Origin of the sequence: Enterovirga sp., from assembly GCF_035325185.1 — a bacterium.
GTDB lineage: Bacteria > Pseudomonadota > Alphaproteobacteria > Rhizobiales > Beijerinckiaceae > Enterovirga.
The window spans coordinates 14,104-32,521 of record NZ_DAOLAJ010000009.1; the positions used below are offsets into that span (position 1 = coordinate 14,104).

Annotated in this window: 17 protein-coding genes; 4 read left to right on the top strand and 13 right to left on the bottom strand. The window is 68.8% G+C overall.

Annotated elements, in window-relative coordinates; all coding sequences use genetic code 11:
- Positions 1 to 15: 15 nt before the first annotated feature.
- Genes PKD06_RS03260 through hisB form a run of 5 tightly spaced genes read right to left on the bottom strand, consistent with a single transcriptional unit; the run spans position 16 to position 3,017 of the window.
- Positions 16 to 483: a GNAT family N-acetyltransferase gene (locus PKD06_RS03260; RefSeq protein WP_324377562.1), complete on the bottom strand. Its 468-nt coding sequence runs from the start codon at positions 481 to 483 to the stop codon at positions 16 to 18.
- Entirely contained in the window at positions 480 to 1,262 is a 783-nt protein-coding gene (hisA, locus tag PKD06_RS03265; RefSeq protein ID WP_324377563.1) for a 1-(5-phosphoribosyl)-5-[(5-phosphoribosylamino)methylideneamino]imidazole-4-carboxamide isomerase, read from the bottom strand. Before hisA ends, PKD06_RS03260 begins: the two co-directional genes overlap by 4 nt.
- Entirely contained in the window at positions 1,250 to 1,900 is a 651-nt protein-coding gene (gene hisH, locus PKD06_RS03270; RefSeq protein ID WP_324377564.1) for an imidazole glycerol phosphate synthase subunit HisH, read from the bottom strand. The genes hisA and hisH overlap by 13 nt, the downstream gene beginning before the upstream one ends.
- The gene (locus tag PKD06_RS03275) at positions 1,897 to 2,433 is read right to left on the bottom strand and encodes a DUF2628 domain-containing protein (protein WP_324377565.1); all 537 of its coding nucleotides are present in this window, start codon (positions 2,431 to 2,433) and stop codon (positions 1,897 to 1,899) included. The genes hisH and PKD06_RS03275 overlap by 4 nt, the downstream gene beginning before the upstream one ends.
- Positions 2,430 to 3,017 (bottom strand): imidazoleglycerol-phosphate dehydratase HisB, encoded by a 588-nt coding sequence (gene hisB / locus PKD06_RS03280; RefSeq protein ID WP_324377566.1) that lies wholly within the window; start codon positions 3,015 to 3,017, stop codon positions 2,430 to 2,432. The genes PKD06_RS03275 and hisB overlap by 4 nt, the downstream gene beginning before the upstream one ends.
- A 227-nt stretch (positions 3,018 to 3,244) precedes the next feature.
- Here hisB and hslV point away from each other — a divergent pair, with 227 nt between their 5' ends.
- Genes hslV through hslU form a run of 3 tightly spaced genes read left to right on the top strand, consistent with a single transcriptional unit; the run spans position 3,245 to position 6,199 of the window.
- On the top strand, positions 3,245 to 3,772 hold the full coding sequence (hslV, locus tag PKD06_RS03285) for an ATP-dependent protease subunit HslV (RefSeq protein WP_324377636.1): 528 nt from the start codon (positions 3,245 to 3,247) through the stop codon (positions 3,770 to 3,772).
- Between the two features lie 7 nt (positions 3,773 to 3,779).
- Positions 3,780 to 4,862 carry a hypothetical protein gene (locus PKD06_RS03290; RefSeq protein WP_324377567.1) on the top strand — a complete coding sequence of 361 codons (1,083 nt, stop codon included), beginning with the start codon at positions 3,780 to 3,782 and terminating at the stop codon, positions 4,860 to 4,862.
- Between the two features lie 20 nt (positions 4,863 to 4,882).
- Entirely contained in the window at positions 4,883 to 6,199 is a 1,317-nt protein-coding gene (hslU, locus tag PKD06_RS03295) for an ATP-dependent protease ATPase subunit HslU (RefSeq protein ID WP_324377568.1), read from the top strand.
- Between the two features lie 18 nt (positions 6,200 to 6,217).
- Here hslU and PKD06_RS03300 read toward each other — a convergent pair whose 3' ends face one another.
- The 8 genes from PKD06_RS03300 to PKD06_RS03335 all read right to left on the bottom strand — a co-directional run bounded on the left by PKD06_RS03300 (position 6,218) and on the right by PKD06_RS03335 (position 17,430).
- Entirely contained in the window at positions 6,218 to 7,882 is a 1,665-nt protein-coding gene (locus PKD06_RS03300) for a Na/Pi cotransporter family protein (protein ID WP_324377569.1), read from the bottom strand.
- A 42-nt stretch (positions 7,883 to 7,924) separates the two neighbouring features.
- Positions 7,925 to 9,289, bottom strand: coding sequence for an aspartate aminotransferase family protein (locus PKD06_RS03305; RefSeq protein WP_324377570.1), 1,365 nt, complete (start codon positions 9,287 to 9,289; stop codon positions 7,925 to 7,927).
- Between the two features lie 59 nt (positions 9,290 to 9,348).
- A complete protein-coding gene (locus PKD06_RS03310) occupies positions 9,349 to 11,088 on the bottom strand; it encodes a putative 2-aminoethylphosphonate ABC transporter permease subunit (RefSeq protein WP_324377571.1) in 1,740 nt (579 codons plus the stop codon).
- The gene (locus tag PKD06_RS03315) at positions 11,085 to 12,176 is read right to left on the bottom strand and encodes a putative 2-aminoethylphosphonate ABC transporter ATP-binding protein (RefSeq protein WP_324377572.1); all 1,092 of its coding nucleotides are present in this window, start codon (positions 12,174 to 12,176) and stop codon (positions 11,085 to 11,087) included. Before PKD06_RS03315 ends, PKD06_RS03310 begins: the two co-directional genes overlap by 4 nt.
- Before the next feature lie 170 nt (positions 12,177 to 12,346).
- Positions 12,347 to 13,369 (bottom strand): putative 2-aminoethylphosphonate ABC transporter substrate-binding protein, encoded by a 1,023-nt coding sequence (locus PKD06_RS03320; protein ID WP_324377573.1) that lies wholly within the window; start codon positions 13,367 to 13,369, stop codon positions 12,347 to 12,349.
- 60 nt (positions 13,370 to 13,429) lie between these two features.
- Complete coding sequence (phnY, locus tag PKD06_RS03325) at positions 13,430 to 14,881, bottom strand: phosphonoacetaldehyde dehydrogenase (RefSeq protein ID WP_324377575.1); 1,452 nt, start codon at positions 14,879 to 14,881, stop codon at positions 13,430 to 13,432.
- 119 nt (positions 14,882 to 15,000) lie between these two features.
- Entirely contained in the window at positions 15,001 to 16,251 is a 1,251-nt protein-coding gene (gene phnA, locus PKD06_RS03330) for a phosphonoacetate hydrolase (protein ID WP_324377577.1), read from the bottom strand.
- 30 nt (positions 16,252 to 16,281) lie between these two features.
- The gene (locus PKD06_RS03335; protein WP_324377580.1) at positions 16,282 to 17,430 is read right to left on the bottom strand and encodes a 2-aminoethylphosphonate--pyruvate transaminase; all 1,149 of its coding nucleotides are present in this window, start codon (positions 17,428 to 17,430) and stop codon (positions 16,282 to 16,284) included.
- Positions 17,431 to 17,531: 101 nt separating this feature from the next.
- Here PKD06_RS03335 and PKD06_RS03340 point away from each other — a divergent pair, with 101 nt between their 5' ends.
- Entirely contained in the window at positions 17,532 to 18,413 is an 882-nt protein-coding gene (locus tag PKD06_RS03340; RefSeq protein WP_324377582.1) for a LysR substrate-binding domain-containing protein, read from the top strand.
- Positions 18,414 to 18,418: the final 5 nt, after the last annotated feature.

An 18,418-nucleotide genomic window follows, 5' to 3' on the forward strand; every position in this document is an offset into this window, starting at 1 on the left:
GGGTTGCGGCCCGCCTCAGAAGATCTTCCGGTATTGCGTGAAGCCGGGATGCTCGGCGAGCTTGTCGTAGAGGGCGCGAGCGGTCGCGTTTCCCTCCTGCGTCAGCCAGTGGACGCGGCTCGCCCCCGCCTGCTTCGCCTTCGCATAGACGGCCTCGATGAGGGCACGCCCCACGCCCATCCCCCGCGCCTCGGGCAGGGTGAAGAGATCCTGGAGATAGCAGTAATTGCCGGGCGTCCAGGTCGAGCGGTGGAAAATGAAATGGACGATGCCGAGCAGGCGCTCCCGCCCGCTTTCGTCCGCCCCGAAGGCGCCGAGGACATGCATCGGCTCGGCCGGATCGAGCAGGCGCGACCAGGTGACGTCGGTCGTCTGCGGCGGCACGCTCGTCCTGTAGAAGGCGAGATATCCCTGCCAGAGCGGCTCCCAGGCCGCGCGGTCGGCGGCCGCGAGCGGTCGCAGCGTTAGGTGGGATGCCGTCACGCGCGCCTCTCCCGCGGGCCGGTCGCGAGGGTCGCCGCCGGGCGCTCGCCGCGCAGCAAGGCCAAAGCCTCGACCGGATCGATGCGTCCGTCATAGAGGGCGCGGCCCGTGATGGCGCCCGCGAGCCCCGCGCAATCGGGCGCGGTCAGGCGCTCGATATCCGCGAGCGAGGCGAGGCCGCCCGAGGCGATCACCGGGATCTGGACGGCGCGGGCGAGCGCGAGCGTCATCGGGATGTTGAGCCCGGTCAGGACGCCGTCGCGGGCGATGTCGGTATAGATGATGGCGGCGACGCCGACATCCTCGAAGCGCTTGCCCAGCTCCTCGGCGGTGATGCTCGAACTCTGCGCCCAGCCGTCCACGGCGACGCGCCCGTCCTTGGCGTCGATGCCGACGGCGATCCGGCCGGGATGGTTGCGGGCGGCCTCGACAACGAGGGCGGGATCGCGCACGGCGGCGGTGCCGATGATGACGCGGCGCACGCCCTTGGCGAGCCAGCCCTCGATGGTGCGCATGTCGCGGATGCCGCCACCGAGCTGGACCGGCACCGAGACGCGCGCGAGGACGGCCTCGACCGCAGCCGCGTTCATCGGCCGCCCCGCGAAGGCCCCGTCGAGATCGACGATATGCAGCCACTCGAAGCCCTGGCGCTCGAAGACGGCGGCCTGGTCGGCGGGCGAATCGCTGAAGACGGTCGCCTTGCTCATGTCGCCCTGGACGAGGCGCACGCAGCGGCCTTCCTTGAGGTCGATGGCGGGGAAGAGGATCATGGGCGCCATCGCAGGAAGTTGGCGATGAGGGAGAGGCCGAGCGTCTGGCTCTTCTCGGGGTGGAACTGCGTCCCGGCCATGTTGTCGCGGGCGACGAGCGCCGTCACCGGGCCGCCATAGGCGGAGACGGCGACGAGGTCGTCGGGATCCCTCGGCTGGAGGGCGTAGGAATGCACGAAATAGGCGTGCAGGCCGTTCGGCCCCAGCTCGATCCCGTCGGTCAGCGGATGCTCGCGCTGCGGATGGAGCGTGTTCCAGCCCATATGCGGGATCTTCAGCGCCGGATCGTCCGGCCGGATGGCCGCGACGTCGCCGCCGATCCAGCCGAGGCCCGGCGTGATCGTCTTCTCGAGGCCGCGCGTCGCCATGAGCTGCATGCCGACGCAGATGCCGAGGAAAGGCCGTCCGCGCCCGCGGACGGTCTCCTCCATCGCCTCGACCATGCCTCCGACCGAATCGAGCCCGCGCCGGCAATCGGCAAAGGCGCCGACGCCGGGCAGCACGATCCGGTCCGCCGCGGCGACGGCCTTCGGATCGGAGGTGACCAGGATCTCCGCCGGCACGTCCGATTCGCGGGCGGCGCGCTCGAACGCCTTGGCCGCGGAATGCAGGTTGCCCGAGCCGTAATCGACGATGGCGACTCTCACCGGCGCCCCTCCACATCGGGGAAGAGGCCGATCACCTGCTCACCCTCCGGCTGCCGCCAGGGCGCGGCCGTGCGGCGCGACGCCTCGGCGGGGGCGCGCACGGGCGGCGGCGCGGCGGAAGCCGGGGCGGCCGGCTGCTCCGGCTTCGTCGAGAGCCAGCGCGCGAAACTCTTCGCCTCGGCCTCGGCCTCGTTCGCGGCGAAGACGGCGTCGACCGCCGGGCGGCCCCGCCGGGCATAGTCCCAGCGCCGCAGGCTGGAGGCTTCGAGGCCGACCAGGAACCAGAGCAGCGCATTCAGGAGGAAGCTCGCGCCGCCGGGCATGCCGGCCTGTCGCAGGCCCGCCCAGAAGGCGGCCAGCAGCAGGAAGACGCCGAGGGCGAGGAGCCAGTGCCGATGCGCGAGAAACCAGAGCGGCGGCACGAGGAAGGCACCCCAGGAGAAGCCGTCCCGCACGAGGCTGGCCTGGTCGAGGGCCTGCGGGTCGCCGGGCACCGCGCGGGGCGCGAGATGCAGCGTGTAGGTCGCGCTCACAGGTTTCCCTTCGTGGACGGAATGCGGTCGCCCTCGCGCGGATCGAGGGCCGCGGCCGCGCGGAAGGCACGCGCCAGCCCCTTGAAGCAGCTCTCCGCGATATGATGGCTGTTCAGCCCGTAGAGTGTCTCGACATGCAGCGTCATGCCCGCGTTCATGGCGAAAGCCTGAAAGAATTCCCGCACCAGCTCGGTGTCGAACTCGCCGATCTTCTGCGTCGGGAAGTCCGACCGGAAGACGAGGAAAGGCCGCCCCGAGATGTCGAGGGCGACGCGGGTCAGCGTCTCGTCCATCGGCAGGTCGATGCTCGCATAGCGGACGATGCCGCGCTTGTCGCCGAGCGCCTTGCGGATCGCCTCGCCGAGCGCGATGCCCGCATCCTCGGCCGTGTGGTGGAAATCGACGTGCAGGTCCCCCTTCACCTGGACGTCGAGATCGACCAGCGCGTGCCGGGCGAACAGCTCCAGCATGTGATCGAGGAAGCCCACCCCGGTCGAGATTCCGGCCTTCCCGGAGCCGTCGATGGCGACCGAGACGCTCACATCCGTCTCGTGGGTGCGCCGGCTCACGCTCGCGGAGCGCATCTTGTCTATCCTGTTCTCTTCGGTTCGCGGCCGCCCCCGCGGCCGCGCCGTCTGCCCGAAATGCGGGCACTCTCTAGCAAGGCCGGTGCCGTCGCGCCACCGGCTCCCGCCGCGCGGCGGCCATGAGCCGAGAGGCTGGCGGGCGAATGGAAATTTCCGCGCCCGACGCTTAAGTGAGGCACCTCACCAGCACAGACGAGACACCCTTGGACCACGCCCCACCTTCCATGCACGCGACCACCATCCTCATGGTCCGCAAGGGCGGCCGGGTGGTCATCGGCGGCGACGGCCAGGTGAGCCTCGGCCAGACCATCGTGAAGGGCAATGCCCGCAAGGTCCGCCGCCTCGCCAAGGGCGCCGTGATCGGCGGCTTCGCCGGCGCCACGGCCGACGCCTTCACCCTGTTCGAGCGGCTGGAGGCGAAGCTCGAGCAATATCCGGGGCAGCTCACGCGCGCCTGCGTCGAATTGACCAAGGACTGGCGCACGGACCGCTATCTGCGCCGCCTCGAGGCGATGATGCTGGTCGCCGACCGGGAGGTCGGGCTCCTGCTCTCGGGCTCGGGCGACGTTCTGGAGCCGGAAGCGGGAATCGCCGCGATCGGCTCGGGCGGCAACTACGCGCTCGCCGCGGCGCGGGCCCTCTCCGATTCGAGCCACGACGCGGAGGCGATCGTGCGCCGCTCGCTCGCCATCGCGGCCGATATCTGCGTCTACACCAACGCCAATATCGTCGTGGAAAGCCTCGAGGAGTGATCCTCCCATGATCTCCGAGCGCGTGCTCGATCTCGCGGTCGAGAGGGGCCTGATCGCGCAGGGGCAGGCGCTGGCCCTGCGCAGCCTCGCGCGCGAGACCGAGGCGCCTCCTCCCGCCGAGCCCGAGCCCGTCGACGAGGAGAGGCTGCGCTTCGTCTCGGGCTTCGCGGATATCTTCGTCACGCTCGGCCTCGGGCTGTTCCTCGGCGCGGCGGTCTATCTGGTCGGCAAGGTCCTGCCCCCGGCCCTGGTGGCCGCCGCCGCCGCGGCGATGAGCTGGGGCCTCGCCGAGTTCTTCACCCGCCGGCGCCGGATGGCGCTGCCCTCGATCGTGCTCCTTCTCGTCTTCGTCTATTCCTCGTTCCTGGCGCTCGCCCTCCTGTTCGGAGAAACGGGCTGGAAAAGCCTCTGGTCGCCCTGGAGCCTCCGCTACCAGGGCGCGCCGGAGGGCTGGGGCGCGGTCTCGCTCGCGACAGCCGCCCTCGGCGCTGCGGCGCTCGCCGCCGTCCATTACTGGCGCTTTCGCGTGCCGATCACCGTCGCGGCCGGGATCTGCGCCCTGTGCCTGTCTCTCCTCACCGTGCTCACGGCGCTATGGCCCTCGCTCGTCGGGCACGGGCTCCCGGCGATCCTGCTCGGGCTGGGCCTTTGCATCTTCACCCTCGCCATGCGGTTCGACCTCAGCGATCCCGAACGGGCGACCCGGCGCACGGACATCGCCTTCTGGCTTCATCTCCTGGCCGCGCCGCTGATCGTCCGCGAGATCTTCGCCGCGATCGGCGTGCCGGAGGAAGGCATCGGCGTGCGCTCGGCCCCGCTCGTCCTGTTGATCTTCGCCTTCCTCGCCGTGATCGCCATCCTGGTCGATCGCCGGGCGCTGCTCGTCTCGGGCCTCGCCTATGCGGGATGGGCCTTCGCCTCGCTGTTCCAGTCGGTCGGGCTGAAGGGCTTCACCGCGCCGGTCACCATCCTCGTCCTCGGCGCCTTCGTGCTCCTGCTCAGCGCCGGCTGGACCTCCCTCCGCGAGGCCGCCCTCGGCCTGCTTCCTCCCCGATGGGCCGCGCGCCTGCCTTCGCACGCGCCGCGGTGACAACGAAACGCATCCGACCCATGACCACCTTTTCCCCCCGCGAGATCGTCTCCGAACTCGACCGCTTCATCGTCGGCCAGAAGGACGCCAAGCGCGCCGTCGCGATCGCGCTCCGCAACCGCTGGCGCCGCCAGCAGGTCGAGGGCCCGCTCCGGGACGAGATCGCGCCGAAGAACATCCTGATGATCGGGCCGACCGGCTGCGGCAAGACGGAGATCTCGCGCCGCCTCGCCCGGCTCGCGGGCGCGCCCTTCCTCAAGGTCGAGGCGACGAAATTCACCGAGGTCGGCTATGTCGGCCGCGACGTCGAGCAGATCGTGCGCGACCTCGTCGAGATCGGCATCGGCCTCGTGCGCGACGACAAGCGCCGATCCGTCGAGGCCAAGGCCCAGCTCGCCGCCGAGGAGCGCGTCCTCGACGCCCTCGTCGGCGCCACGGCCTCCGCGGCGACGCGCGACTCCTTCCGCCGGAAGCTCCGCGCCAGCGAGCTGGACGACAAGGAGATCGAGATCGAGATGGCCGGCGGCTCCTCGAGCCTGCCCATGTTCGAGATCCCGGGCATGCCCGGCGCCTCGATGGGCGCGATCAACCTCAACGACATGCTCGGCAAGGCTTTCGGGGGCGGCCAGCGCCGGACACGGCGCACGAGCGTGCGCGAAGCCTATGCGCCGCTGATCGCCGAGGAATCCGACAAGCTCCTCGACCAGGACGCGATCGTCCAGGAGGCGATCCGGCAGGTCGAGGAGAACGGCATCGTCTTCCTCGACGAGATCGACAAGATCTGCGCCCGCTCCGAGGGCGGGCGCGCGGGCGCCGACGTCTCGCGCGAGGGCGTGCAGCGCGACCTCCTGCCGCTGATCGAGGGGACCACGGTCGCGACCAAGCATGGGCAGGTGAAGACGGACCACATCCTCTTCATCGCCTCGGGCGCCTTCCACGTGGCCAAGCCTTCCGACCTGCTGCCCGAATTGCAGGGGCGCCTGCCGATCCGGGTCGAATTGCAGCCGCTGACGGCCGACGACTTCCGCCGCATCCTGACCGAGACCGAAGCCTCGCTGATCAAGCAATCGGTGGCGCTGATGGCGACGGAGGGCGTCGAGCTGAGCTTCACGGACGACGCGATCGACGCCCTCGCCAAGGTCGCGGTCGAGGTGAACTCGACGGTCGAGAATATCGGCGCCCGCCGCCTCCAGACGGTGCTGGAGCGTGTGCTCGACGACATCTCCTTCACCGCGCCGGACCGCTCGGGCCAGGTCTTCAAGGTCGACGGAGCCTATGTGCGCGGCGAGGTCGAATCGCTCGCGGCGAATACGGATCTCAGCCGCTTCATCCTATAGCGGCCGTCGCCATCCCGCTCAGGCCGAATTGGAATCCGGCACGGCCCGCAGGCGCGTCTCGCGCAGTTCGCCGTGCGATTCCAGGAGCCCGTGGGCGGTCGCGGCGATATGGGCCTCGATGCGCTTCAGGTCGCGCGTGATGTCGAGCTGGAGGGCGCTCGTGCGGATCGCATCCGGGCGGCCCGAGCGCATCTCCTGGAAATGACGCTCCGTCGCCTCGCGCTCGATCTGCCGGAACTGCTCCTTCTCCGCCACCAGCCGGCGCGCCGCATCGACGTCGCGCGACATGTAGACCGCAAGGGCGAGGCGCAGGTTGTCGAGCAGGCGGCCGTGCATCTCGCCGATCGCCGTGAGCGATTCAGGCGAAAGCCGGTGGCCCTTGTCGATCCGCTTGCGCGCCATCTCCATGAGGTTCTTCTCGACGATGTCGCCGATATGCTCGAGGTTGATGGCGAGCGCGATCGTCTCGGTGAGGCGCTTCGCCTCCGCCCCGCTCAGCGATTCCTGCGCGAGAAGCCCGACATAGCCCTGCACCGAGACGTAGAGCTGGTCGAGGATGTCGTCCATGGCGCTGATCGCGGCGATCTTCTCGCGGTCGTCGCGATGGAAGGCCCCCTGCGAGCCGCGCAGCATCTCCTCGACGATGTCGGCCATGCGCAGCACCTCGCGCGCCGCATTGGCGAGAGCGACCGACGGCGTCGTGAGCGCGGCCTCGTCGAGATAGAGCGCCGCGCCCGGATCGCTCACCGCCCGGTCGGGCAGCAGGCGGCGCAGCCCCTCGGCGAGGAGCGGCAGGACGCCGATGAACAGGGCCGCCATGGCGAGGTTGAAGAGGAGGTGCAGATTGGCCGCGAGCCGGACAGGCGAAGGATCGACGCTCATCACGGCGCGCGCGATCGGATCGAGGAAGGGCAGCACCAGCAGGCAGCCGGCGAGGCGGTTGGCGAGATTGCCGACCGGAACCCGCAGCCGCGCCGGCTCCTTGCCGAGCGCATCGACGAGCGGGTTCAGGGCGCTGCCGAGATTGCAGCCGAGCACCATGGCGACGGTCGCGGCCGGCGTGACGAGCCCGCCCCCCGAAAGCGAGGCCACGAGCAGGATCGAGGCGACGCTCGAATGGGCGGCCCAGGCGAACAGGGTCGTCGCGCCGATCGCGAGAAGCGGCTCCTGGGTGATGCTGGCGAGGACCGCCTTCAGCGTGGCCGAGTTTTCGACCGGCGCGATGGTGTGGACCAGAAGATGCAGCGAGAGCAGCATCAGGCCGATGCCGATGACCGCCTGGGCGCTGTCGCGCACCGTGCTGCTGCGCCCGCGCCGATAGGCGAGGACGCCGCCGCCGATGAGGATCGGATAGATATAGGCGATGTCGAAGGACAGGGCCTGAGTGATCAGCGTCGTGCCGACATTGGCGCCGAGCATCACCGCGAGGGCGGGCACGAGATCGACCGCGCCCGCGCCGCTGAAGGAGGTCACCATCAGGGCGGTGGCGGTGCTGCTCTGCAAGGCGGCCGTCACGCCGACGCCCGTGAGGAACGCCGTCAGCCGGTTCCTGAGACCGATGCCGAGCACGCGGCGCAGATCCGTGCCGAAGGCGCGCTGGACCCCGCCGCTCACCATGTGGATGCCCCACATGAGCAGCGCGACCTCGCCGATAAGCTCGATCAGGACGCGGGTTGCCGACATGGCGAGCTCAGTCCTTCCCTCGGTGGAAGGGGCGTCCCATCGTCACCGTCCCGCCGCGAGGCCGCGGATGGCGCCTTCGAGGATGTCGAGCGCCCGGTCCATCTCGGCCTCGCTCGTCGTCAGCGGCGGCGTCAGGGTGAGGACGTTGCCCATGGTGGTCTTGAAGGAGAGCCCTTCGTCCAGCGCCCGGTAGAGGACCGCTTCGGCGCCGTCCGAATCGGGCTCCTTCGAGGTCCGGTCGCGCACCAGCTCGATGCCGATGAGGAATCCCCTGCCCCGCACGTCGCCGACGGCCGGGCAATCAGCCATCAGGTTGCCGAGCCGCTCGAGCGCCCGCGCCCCGACGCGGGCAGCGTTCTCGACCAGGCCCTCGTCCTCGATGATCTCGATGGTCGTGAGCGCGGCGCGCGTCGTGACCGGGTTTTTCTCGTGGGTGTAATGGCCGAAAGCCCAGTCGCCCGCGACATCCAGCTCGGGCCGGCAGATCGCCGTCGCGATGGGCAGGATGCCCCCGCCGAGCGACTTGCCGAGCACGAGGATGTCGGGAACCACCCCGTCATGCTCGCAGGAGAACATGCGCCCGGTCTTGCCGAGGCCGGTCGGGATCTCGTCGAAGATCAGGAGCACGCCGCGCCGGTCGCAGATCTCGCGCACCCGCGCCCAGAAGCCGGGCGGGGCGATATAGGGAACTGCCCGCGTCGGCTCGGCGACGAGGCAGGCGACGTCGGGATCGCGCGCCAGGACGTAGTCGATCATGCGGGCGCAGGCGGCCCCGCTCTCCTCCGGCGTCGCCGTGCCGTAGGGGCAGCGATAGCCGCCGAAGGGCGCGACGTGCATCGCACCAGCGACCAGCGGCGCGGCGGGACCGGAGCGGAAGAGTGTCTCTCCCGAGAGCGCGGAGGCGCCGGTGCCGGCGCCGTGGAAGGCGTCCCAGAAGGAGAGCGTCTTGGTGCGGCCGGTCGCCGCGCGGGCGACCTTCACCGCCACCTCGACGGCGTCCGACCCGCCGGTCGTGAAGAGCAGCTTGCCGAGCGTACCGGGCGTGATCGCGGCGAGCTTCTCGGCGAGAAGCACCGCCGGCTCGCAGGCATAGCGCCGCGGCGCGAAGGGCAGCGCGTCCATCTGGTCGGCAATCGCCTTCTTCAGGCGCGGATGCCCGTAGCCGATGTGATGAACATTGTTGCCGTGGAAATCCATGTAGCGGCGGCCCGCCATGTCCTCGATCCAGATCCCCTCGGCCTTGGCGATGGCGTTGAGGCAGGGCGTCGAGACGGATTGGCGCAGGAAATGCCGCTCGTCGCGCGCGAGCAGCGTCGCGGTCGCGGGATCGACGGCACGCGCCTGCCAGGCCGCGCGGCGGCCGGTGAGGTTGGTGTCGCCTTCGGATTCGGAGACGTGGAGGTTCATCTGTTTTTGTCCCTTCCCCTCGTGCCGGACGCCCGGAACGAAGAGCCTGGAGGAATCCGTCACCGCGCCCGCCAGGCCTGGAGCCGCACGAAGACGAGCCGGTCGAGCAGGAGATGGAGGAGCTTCACGCCGATGGCGGTCGCCATGATGATCGTGCCCATGGCGGCGGCCGAGGCGATCGCGCCGGCCTCGTCCATGTGGACGATGGCGATCGAGGCGACCTTCGAATCCGCGCCATAGAGGAAGACCACCGCCGAAATGGTCGTGAGCGCGTTCACGAAGAGGTAGACGGCGATGTCGAGGATCGCGGGCGCCGAGATCGGCACCGTCACGCGGGCGAAGGTGCGCCAGAAGGGCACCTTCAGCGAGGCCGAGACGGACTCGAACTCGCCGTCGATCTGCTTCAGCGCCGTGAGCGAGGTGATGTGCGCCACGGTGTAGTAATGTGCGATGGTGTTGACGACGAGGATGGCCAGCGTGCCGTAGAAGACCGAGAGCGGGTTCCAGGACGCGTTGAAGAAGAACACGTAGCCGAGGCCGAGGACGAGGCCCGGCACCGCCATCGGCAGCATGGCGAGGAACTGGGCGAGCGCCCGGCCGATGGGGAAGGTCTTGGTCTTCTCGATGAGATAGGCGCCGCTGAAGACGAGCGCGGTGCCGAAGAGCGCGACGCAGGAGCCCAGGATCAGCGAATTGACATAGGGCGCCCAGCCGTCGGCATCGACATTGGCGAAGTCGTAATTGGCGAGCGTCAGCGCGAGGTTGTAGGGCCAGTAGGTGACGAAGGAGCCCCAGAGCGCGACGCCGTAGGTGGCGATGATCGTTCCTGCGACGAGGCAGACGAAGGCGAGGAGCGCCCGGTCGCGGGCCGCCCGGGGCTTGGCGACATAGGGCACCGCCCGCGCCGAGAGCAGCGCGACCTGGCGCCTGCGCACCCGCCGGTCCACGAAGAAGGCGACGATGGCGGGGATGAGCAGGATCATGCCGACCACCGCGCCCATCGGGAAGTTCTGCTGGCCGACCACCTGCTTGTAGGCATCCGTCGCGAGCACCGAATATTGGCCGCCAATGACCTTGGGGATGCCGAAATCGGTGATGACGAGGGTGAAGACGACGAAGGCCGCGCTGATGAGGCCGTAGCGGGCGCCGGGGAGGGTGACCGTGCGGAAGATGCGTCCGCGCGTCGTGCCGAGGGCCTCGGCAGCCTCGTAGAGGCGTCCGTCCGCGATCGCGAGGGCCGTCGAGAGGATCAGGACGGCATGCGGGAAGGCATAGAGCACCTCCGCTCCCACGATTCCGATGGGGCCGTAGAGCGTGAAGTCGCCGAGCAGATGCTTCAGGAAGCCCTGGTTGCCGAAGATATAGACGAGCGCGAGCGCCGACATCAGCGAGGGGGCGAAGACCGGCAGCAAGGCCGCGGCGTAGAAGAAGCCCTTCGCCGGAATGCGGCTGCGCTGGAGGGCATAGGCGTAGGAAAAGGCCAGCGGCACCACGATCGCCGTCGAGAGCGAGGAGACGAAGATACTGTTGCCGAGGGATTCGATGAGGCTCGGCGTCGAGGCGTAGAGCGCGAAATTCGCCAGCCCCACCCAATGCCCGTCGACATTCTGGAACGCCTTGGAGAGAAGCGTGCCCAGCGGCAGCGCGACGATCAGGACGAGGACGAGCACCAAAGCCGCGACGAGCGCCGCCGCCACGGCGGCCTCCGACACGGTCCGCGCCGGCATCCCGGTTTCCTGTCCGGCCGGCCGGCCCGCGGGCGGGGAAGCCGCTTTCGGATCGAGGGCAGTCACGCTCATGCCGCGGCCTCCGCAGGGAACACGCGCAGCGACTCGACCGGGAAGACGACCGGCCGCACCTCTCCCGCCGCCAGCCCGAGGTCGCGCATGGCGTTGGCCGAGAAATCGGCCACGATGGCGCTCTGCGGCGACTGGACCGGATGCAGCGCGGCCCGGCAGAAGGCGCCGAGGAAGGACATCTCGCCGATCCGCGCCTCGAAGCGGTTGGGCATGTCCGGCGTGATGGAGCGGATGCGCACCTCCTCGGGGCGCATGGCGAGCCGGACGGTCGTTCCCGCCGCGAAATTCGAGCCGCCGCCGACCGCAAGCTCCAATTCGCCCACCTTGACGGTGGCCGGCCCCGTCGCGACGGCTTCGAGGAAGGTCATGTGGCCGACGAAATCGGCCACGAAGGCGGTGGCCGGCTTCGCATAGATCTCCTGCGGCGTGCCGACCTGCTCGATCACGCCGTGATTCATCACGACGATGCGGTCGGCCATGGCGAGCGCCTCTTCCTGGTCGTGCGTGACCATGACGGTCGTGACGCCGAGGCGCTTCTGCACGTCGCGGATCTCGTCGCGCAGCCGGATGCGGACCTTCGCGTCGAGCGCCGAGAGCGGCTCGTCGAGGAGCAGGAGGCCGGGCGAGGTCGCGAGCGCCCGGGCCAGTGCCACGCGCTGCTGCTGGCCGCCGGAGAGCTGGACGGGATATTTCGCGCCCTGGTCGCCGAGCCCGATGAGCTTCAGCAACTCGGCGACGCGGGCATCGATCTCCGCCTTCGGGCGCTTGCGGTTGACGAGACCATAGGCGACGTTCTGGGCGATCGTCAGGTTCGGGAAGAGCGCGTAGGACTGGAAGACGATGCCGAAATCGCGCGCCGAGGGCGGCGCGTGGGTGACGTCGCGCCCGTCCATCTCGATGGTGCCGGAATCGGCCGGATCGAGTCCCGCGATCGCCCGCAGCAGCGTCGTCTTTCCGCAGCCCGAGGGCCCGAGGAAGCAGACGAACTCGCCGCGAGGGATGTCGAGATCGATCTCCCGCAAGGCCGTGAAGCTGCCGAAGCGCTTGGCGAGCTTGCGGATTCTAAGGAAGGGCTCGGTCTCGCTCATCCTTCTCCCCTGGTTGCTCTCCGGGCTCGCAAGGAGAGCCGGGCTTCATCTCGGCGCGGATGTTCACGTCGCCGTCGTTTTCGAGGCTGCGCGGAGCGGAATGATCCTCTGCACCCGCGCAACCGGTCCTCCCCGATCCGGCGGCCTTGCGGCCGCCGGAGAGCGCGCCGTCACTTCTTCGGCGCGGATTTGGAATCGAAGCGCCTGGACCACTCGGCGAGGATGCGCTCGCGGTTGTCGGACATCCAGGTGAGATCGTTCTTGATCATGCCGCTTTCGGCATTGGTCGGATAGTTCGGCGGCGTGCTGGGCACGTCGGGCCGCGCCACGATCGCATAGAGCTTGGCGTAGACCTGGTTGGCTTCCTTGGTCGTCATCCAGTCGGCGATCTTCTTGGCGATCTCGGGATGCTTGGTGGTCTTGAGGACCGCGCCAGCCTCCAGTTCCCAGCCCACGCCCTCCTTGGGCACGATGACCTCGATCGGAGCGCCCCTCGTCTTCTCCGCCGCGCCGCGCGTGTCGAGCGCGAGGCCGACGACCCGCTCGCCCCTCGCCGCCTGGACGCAGGGAGCCGAGCCGGAATGCAGATAGGCGGCGATGTTCTCGTGCAGCCCGTCCATGAACTTCCAGCCGGCTTCCTCGCCCATGCTCTGGAGCCAGCCCGCCACCATCAGGTAGCCCGTCCCGGAAGAGGCGGGATGAGGCATGACGATCTTGCCCCTGAGGGCCGGGTTGAGGAGATCGTGCCAGGAGGTCGGCGTCTTCACGCCGATCTTGGCGGCCTCGACGGTGTTGAAGCACATGACGCCGAGATAGGCGTCCTGGCCGGTCCAAGTATAGGGCTCCTTCGAGTCGAGGAAGAGCGGCTTCAGCTCCGCGATTCCCTTCGGCTTGTACTCCATCAGCATGCCCGCCTTCTCGAACATGATGATGCTCGTGGCCGCGAGCCCCATGACGACGTCGGCGCGGGGATTGTCCTTCTCCGCCAGCATCCGGGCGGTGATGACGCCGGTGGAGTCGCGGACCCACACGACCTCGGCCTCGGGCACCGCCTTCTCGATCGACGCCTTGGCCGGGGCCAGCTCGTCGTTCTCGAAGGCCGTGTAGACGGTGATCTTGGTGCGTTGGGCCATCGCCTCGCCTGCGCCGAGGACGCAGGCGAGAACCAGGGTCGCTGAGAGCCATGCCTTCATACGTTCACTCCTCCGATATATTTTTGGATGTTGCCGAGGGCACTCGGCAACAGGCAAATGTCAGGCCGACCAAGGCATGGAGTAAGTTTTCACGTTCGTGAAGCTCTTCATGGCCTCGACCACCCCCTCCTTATAGCCTAGGCCGGAATCCTTGATGCCGCCGAAGGGGGACATCTCGATGCGGTAGCCCGGGACCTCCCAGACATTGACCGTTCCGACCTCGAGCCCGGCGACGAAGCGCTGGACGTAGTCCAGGCGGTTCGTGCAGACGCCCGAGGAGAGGCCATAGGCCGTCGAGTTCGAGATCCTGATGACGCTCTCGATGTCGTTCGGGCAGCGGATCATCGGGATGACGGGGCCGAAGGTCTCCTCGTGCACCAGCTCGCAATCATAGGGGATGTGATCCACGACGGTCGGATGGAACAGGGCGCCTTCGGCCCGCTTGCCGTGCAGGACCTTCGCCCCCTTCGAGACGGCGTCGTCGACGCGGGCCTGGAAGAGCGCGGCCGAGCGCGCGTTGATGACGGTGCCGATATCGGTCTCGGGATCCATCGGGTCGCCGCATTTGAGCTTCTTCGCCTTCTCCAGCACGAGCTTGGAGAAGTCGTCGGCGACCGCCTCGACGACGAGGATGCGCTTGACCGCGGTGCAGCGCTGGCCCGAATTCTTGGTCGCGCCCTGGACGGCGAGTTCGGCCGCCTTGTCGAGATCGGCATCCTCCATGACGATCAGCGGATCGTTGCCGCCGAGCTCCAGCACGATCCGCTTGTAGCCGGCCGTGTTGGCGATGTGCTTGCCGACCCGCACCGAGCCCGTGAAGGTCACGAGATCGGCATCGGGATCGGTGATCATGGAATCGCCCATGGTGGACGGATTGCCGGTCACGACCGAGAGCATCTCGGGCGGCAGCCCCGCCTCGTAGAGGACGTCGGCGAGGGCGAGGGCCGTCAGCGGCGTCAGCTCGGTCGGCTTCAGGACGAGGCGGTTGTTGGTGGCGATGGCCGGGGCGAGCTTATGGCTCACCATGTTGAGCGGATGGTTGAAGGGCGTGATGGCCGAGATCACGCCCAGCAGCGGGGCGCGGCTCGTGTAGATCTTGCGCGCCTTGCCGTTCGGGGAGATGTCGCAGGAATAGATCTCGCCGTCGTCCCTGATCGTGAGCTGGGCGGCGAAGGACCACACGTCATAGGCGCGGGACGCCTCGTAGAGCGAATCCTTCCAGCACAGGCCGGCCTCGGCCGTGATCAGGCGGGCGAAATCCTCCTTGCGGTCGCGCAGCAATTCGGCCGTCTTCTGGAGGATCTGCTGGCGCTCGTAGCGGGTCAGCTTCGGCTTGAAGGCTTGCGCCTTGGCGAAAGCCTCGCGCACATGCTCGGGCCGCGCGGCCGGAACGGTGCCGACGACGCTGTTGTCGTAGGGGTTGAAGACCTCGACGGCCTCGTCGGTCTGGACGAGCTTGCCGGCAATGCGCATCGACTCGCGGCGGAATGGGGCTTTCACGGGGGCGTTCATGGGCGGGGCATCCTCTCGGGTGTCATCACCGGGCTTGTCCCGGTGACCTCGATTCCCTGTCCGTCACGATCGGGCCGGGAACGGGATGGCCGGGACGAGCCCGGCCATGACAAGGCGGGTCAGCGGACGAGGTTGAGGGCGACGTCGAAGACGTCGAAATTGCGGAGCGTGCGGCCGGCCGGAACCTCGATCTTGCGGTTGGCGATCATCGGCACGGTCTGCTCGGTCAGGCCGCCATGCGAGCGCAGCGGCTCGGTGAGGCCGGAAAGGTCGTGCTTCGCCGCCGCCGTGCCGAGCACCTTGTGCTTCCCGGACAGAACCACGACGTCCCCGATCCGGTCGGCGGGAAGCTCGAAGCGCTCGCAGGCTTCCTTGGCCGGGATCGCCACCTCGACGCCCTCGATACCCTTGACGAGGTCGATCACGGCCTGGCTCTTGTCGGCATCGACATAGACCGTGGCGAAGGAGCCGAGCGCCCCGTGATGGGCGACATAGGGATCGGTGATCGGCAGGATCACCCGCGTCGCGCCGGCGCCGAATTTCTCGTCCAGGATCTCCTGGAGATAGATCACGTCGGGCTGGCCGTCCGCGAGGTGCTTGTCGTTCATGCCGTGATCGGCGGTCATGACAAGCGTGCAGCCGAGGGCGTCGAGTTCCCCGACATAGCGGTCGAACATCTTGTAGAAGGAGTTCGCGATCTCCGACCCCGGCGCCGCCTTGTGCTGCACGTAGTCGGTGGTCGACAGATACATCACGTCGGGCTGGAAGGTCTTCAGCAGCTTGACGCCCGCCGCGAAGACGAATTCCGACAGGTCCGCCGAATAGACCTCCGGCACCGGCAGGCCGACGAAATCGAGGACGTTGTCGATGCCGTTCTCGGCCTTGTTCGCCTTGTCGGCCTTTTCCGAGGAGAAGGCGATGGCGGTGCCGCTCGAGAAGTCGAGGCCCTTGCCGAGGAGGGTGCGCAGCTTGTCCTTGGCCGTCACCATGGCGACCTTGCAGCCGGCCTTCTGGAACTCGGCGAGGATGGTCGGCGCGCGCAGGAAGCGGGCGTCGTTCATCATCACCTCTTCCTTCGCCTCGCGGTCGTAGAAGAAGTTGCCGGCGATGCCGTGCCAGGCCGGCGGACGGCCGGTGATGATCGAGAGGTTGTTCGGGTTGGTGAAGCTCGGGATGACCGAGAGCGCCGTCGTGTTGGCACCTGTCTTCATGATCCGGTCGAGATTCGGGCAGAGCCCCTTCTCGATCGCCCGCTCGATATAGCCGGGCTCCGATCCGTCGATGCAGATCACCACGACCGGCTTCTCCGGCCGCCGGTAGGAGCGTTCGTTCGCGACCACGTCGGCGCCGAGTTTGGAGTGCATGTTCATCGTTCCAGCTCGCTCTGATCGGATGCGTGGTTAGGCGGCCTTGGCCGAGGCGGCGGTCACGCCCATCTCGGCGATCACCTCGCCGATGGCCGCAAGGGCGGCGCGCATGTCCTTGGCATGGAGATCGCCGATGCAGCCGATGCGGAAGCTGTCGGCGACGGTGAGCTTGCCCGGATAGATGACGAAGCCCCGCTCCTTCAGCGCATCGTAGAAGCGCTGGAAGACGAATTTCGGATCGCGCGGCATGTGGAAGGTGACGATGATCGGCGCCTGGAGGCTCGCGGGCAGCAGCGTCTCGAAGCCCATCGCCGCCATGCCCTCGATCAGGATGCGGGCATTGTCGGCATAGCGCCCGCCGCGGCCGGCGACGCCGCCCTCGGCCTGGAATTCCTCGAGCGCCCGGTGGAAGGCCACGATGACGTGGATCGGCGGCGTGAAGCGGTACTGCCCGGTCCGCCCGAAGACGGCGTGCTGGTCGAAGAGGTCGAGGACCAGCGTCGTGGCGTTGCCCTGCGTCTCCGCGAGCGCCTCGTTGCGGCACAGGACGAAGCCGAGGCCCGGCACGCCCTGGATGCATTTGTTGGAGGAGGCCGCGACCGCGTCGAACCGGACCTCGCGGCTGTCGAGCGGCAGGGCGCCGAAGGCGCTCATGGAGTCGACGAGGAAACGGCGGCCCTGGCGCTCGACGATCGCCGCGATCTCCGCGATCGGGTTGCGGATGCCGCTGGTCGTCTCGCAATGGACGGCGAAGACGTGGGTGATGCTGGGACGGGCCGCGAGGATGCGCTCGACCTCGGCGAGATCGGGCGGGGTGTCCTCGGCCGTCTCGTGGACGACGACCGCGCGGCCGGCGATGTCGAGGATGCGCTTGGCGCGCAGGCCGTAGGCGCCGTTGATCAGGACGAGGACCTCGCCGGACTTCGGCACGAAGGTCGTCAGCATCGCCTCGACCGCGAAGGTGCCCGAGCCCTGCATCGGCACGCAGGAGAAGCGGCCCTCGCCGTGAATGATCTTCGGCAGGCCGTCCATGACCGCCTTGTTGATGGCGATGAAGGCCGCATCGCGCGAGCCCCAGTCATGGACCATCGCTTCCTTGACCGCCTTGGACGTGGTCAGCGGGCCCGGCGTCAGGAGAAGGGGATCGCCGGTTTCCGAGCGGGCGGGAGCGGATGTAGTCATGGGCGGCCTTCGACGTTCCAATCAGGTGGCAGGACCCTAGCGCGAGACAAAGTATAGGTCCAATATGACGTTTCAATATCGAGCATAGACGGAGTCTATGGGTGGTCGACCTTTCCGGCCTGCGGGCCTTCCATGCGGTCGCCCTGGCGGAGAGCTTCACGCGCGCCGCCCGCGCCCGCGGCGTCAGCCAGCCGACCCTCTCGGCCCAGGTCCGCACGCTGGAGGAGGCCCACGGCATCCGCCTCTTCGACCGGGTGGGGCGGACGGTGCGCCTGACCGCGCTCGGCCAGAGCCTCTTCGTGATCACGACGCGCCTCATGGCGGCGGAGGACGAGGCGGCCGATTTCCTCGCCGGCACCAAGGCGCTGACGCGCGGGCACCTGCGCATCGCCGCCGACAGCGCGCGCCACGTCATGGGCGTGCTGGCGCGGTTCCGGGCCTCCCATCCCGGCCTCACCTTCGCGCTGACCATGGGCAACTCGACCGGCGTGCTCGACCAGGTGGCGGCCTACGAGGCCGATATCGCGGTCACGGCGAAGCAGACCTCCGACCCGCGCCTCCATTCGCTCCGCCTGCGCACGGACCGGCTCGTGGCCTTCGCGCGGGCCGACCATCCCCTCGCCCGGCGCCGGACGATCCCGATCGAGGCCATGGCCGGGCAGGACCTCGTGCTGCGCGAGCGGGGATCGGTCACGCGGGAGATCTTCGAGACCCGGCTGGCGGAAGCGGGGGTCCGGGCCGGATCGCTGCTCGAGGTGCAGTCGCGCGAGGCCGTGCAGGAGGCGGTCGCGGCCGGGCTCGGGCTCGGCATCGTCTTCGGCAGCGAGTTCCAGTCCGGCGAGACCCTGCGCCGGATCGCGGTCACGGGCGCCGATCTCTCGGTCGCCGAATATGCGGTCTGCCTCGAGGAGCGCCGGCGCATCCCCCTCGTGCGCGCCTTCCTCGCGGCGCTCTCCGCGAGCCCGCCCGCGCCCGGCGCTTGACCGCG

Bases quoted from the DNA above. Each gene is read 5' to 3' on its own strand.
- hisA (WP_324377563.1), bottom strand. From the start codon at position 1,262: ATGGCGCCCATGATCCTCTTCCCCGCCATCGACCTCAAGGAAGGCCGC.
- hisB (WP_324377566.1), bottom strand. From the start codon at position 3,017: ATGCGCTCCGCGAGCGTGAGCCGGCGCACCCACGAGACGGATGTGAGC.
- hslV (WP_324377636.1), top strand. From the start codon at position 3,245: ATGCACGCGACCACCATCCTCATGGTCCGCAAGGGCGGCCGGGTGGTC.
- PKD06_RS03290 (WP_324377567.1), top strand. From the start codon at position 3,780: ATGATCTCCGAGCGCGTGCTCGATCTCGCGGTCGAGAGGGGCCTGATC.
- hslU (WP_324377568.1), top strand. From the start codon at position 4,883: ATGACCACCTTTTCCCCCCGCGAGATCGTCTCCGAACTCGACCGCTTC.
- PKD06_RS03300 (WP_324377569.1), bottom strand. From the start codon at position 7,882: ATGTCGGCAACCCGCGTCCTGATCGAGCTTATCGGCGAGGTCGCGCTG.
- PKD06_RS03305 (WP_324377570.1), bottom strand. From the start codon at position 9,289: ATGAACCTCCACGTCTCCGAATCCGAAGGCGACACCAACCTCACCGGC.
- PKD06_RS03310 (WP_324377571.1), bottom strand. From the start codon at position 11,088: ATGAGCGTGACTGCCCTCGATCCGAAAGCGGCTTCCCCGCCCGCGGGC.
- PKD06_RS03315 (WP_324377572.1), bottom strand. From the start codon at position 12,176: ATGAGCGAGACCGAGCCCTTCCTTAGAATCCGCAAGCTCGCCAAGCGC.
- PKD06_RS03320 (WP_324377573.1), bottom strand. From the start codon at position 13,369: ATGAAGGCATGGCTCTCAGCGACCCTGGTTCTCGCCTGCGTCCTCGGC.
- phnY (WP_324377575.1), bottom strand. From the start codon at position 14,881: ATGAACGCCCCCGTGAAAGCCCCATTCCGCCGCGAGTCGATGCGCATT.
- phnA (WP_324377577.1), bottom strand. From the start codon at position 16,251: ATGAACATGCACTCCAAACTCGGCGCCGACGTGGTCGCGAACGAACGC.
- PKD06_RS03335 (WP_324377580.1), bottom strand. From the start codon at position 17,430: ATGACTACATCCGCTCCCGCCCGCTCGGAAACCGGCGATCCCCTTCTC.